The organism is Mesorhizobium sp. M4B.F.Ca.ET.203.01.1.1, assembly GCF_004791025.1.
Lineage (GTDB): Bacteria > Pseudomonadota > Alphaproteobacteria > Rhizobiales > Rhizobiaceae > Mesorhizobium > Mesorhizobium abyssinicae.
The window spans coordinates 1-291 of the sequence record NZ_SRUO01000255.1 but is presented as its reverse complement, the minus strand read 5'-3'; the positions used below and the strand labels follow the sequence as shown (position 1 = coordinate 291).

Annotated in this window: 1 protein-coding gene; it reads left to right on the top strand. The window is 63.2% G+C overall.

The window, feature by feature from the left end; all coding sequences use genetic code 11:
• Nucleotides 1-291, top strand: a 291-nt coding sequence (locus tag EN846_RS34565; RefSeq protein WP_135928160.1) for an energy transducer TonB, incomplete at both ends; no start/stop codon positions are given.

Here is a 291-nt window from a genome sequence, read left to right as displayed (position 1 = left end):
ACAAGCAGTTCAACGCCAATGAGATTTCGGCCTTGCTCGACAAGCAGAAGCCGTCCGGCGGTGGTGCCAAGCGCTCGACCCAGCAGGCGTCGCTCGGTGGCGACAAGGATCAGGGCCAGAAGCTGTCGAAGTCGGAGCAGGGCGCCCTGGAAAGCCAGTTGGGCGGTTGCTGGACATTGCCGGCCGGGCTTGAAGGTTCGGAGAATTTCGTCGTCGTGGTCCGCTTCAACCTGGACAATTCGGGCAAGCTCGACGGCCGCCCGTCCGTCGAAAAGTCGAGCGGCAACCGGC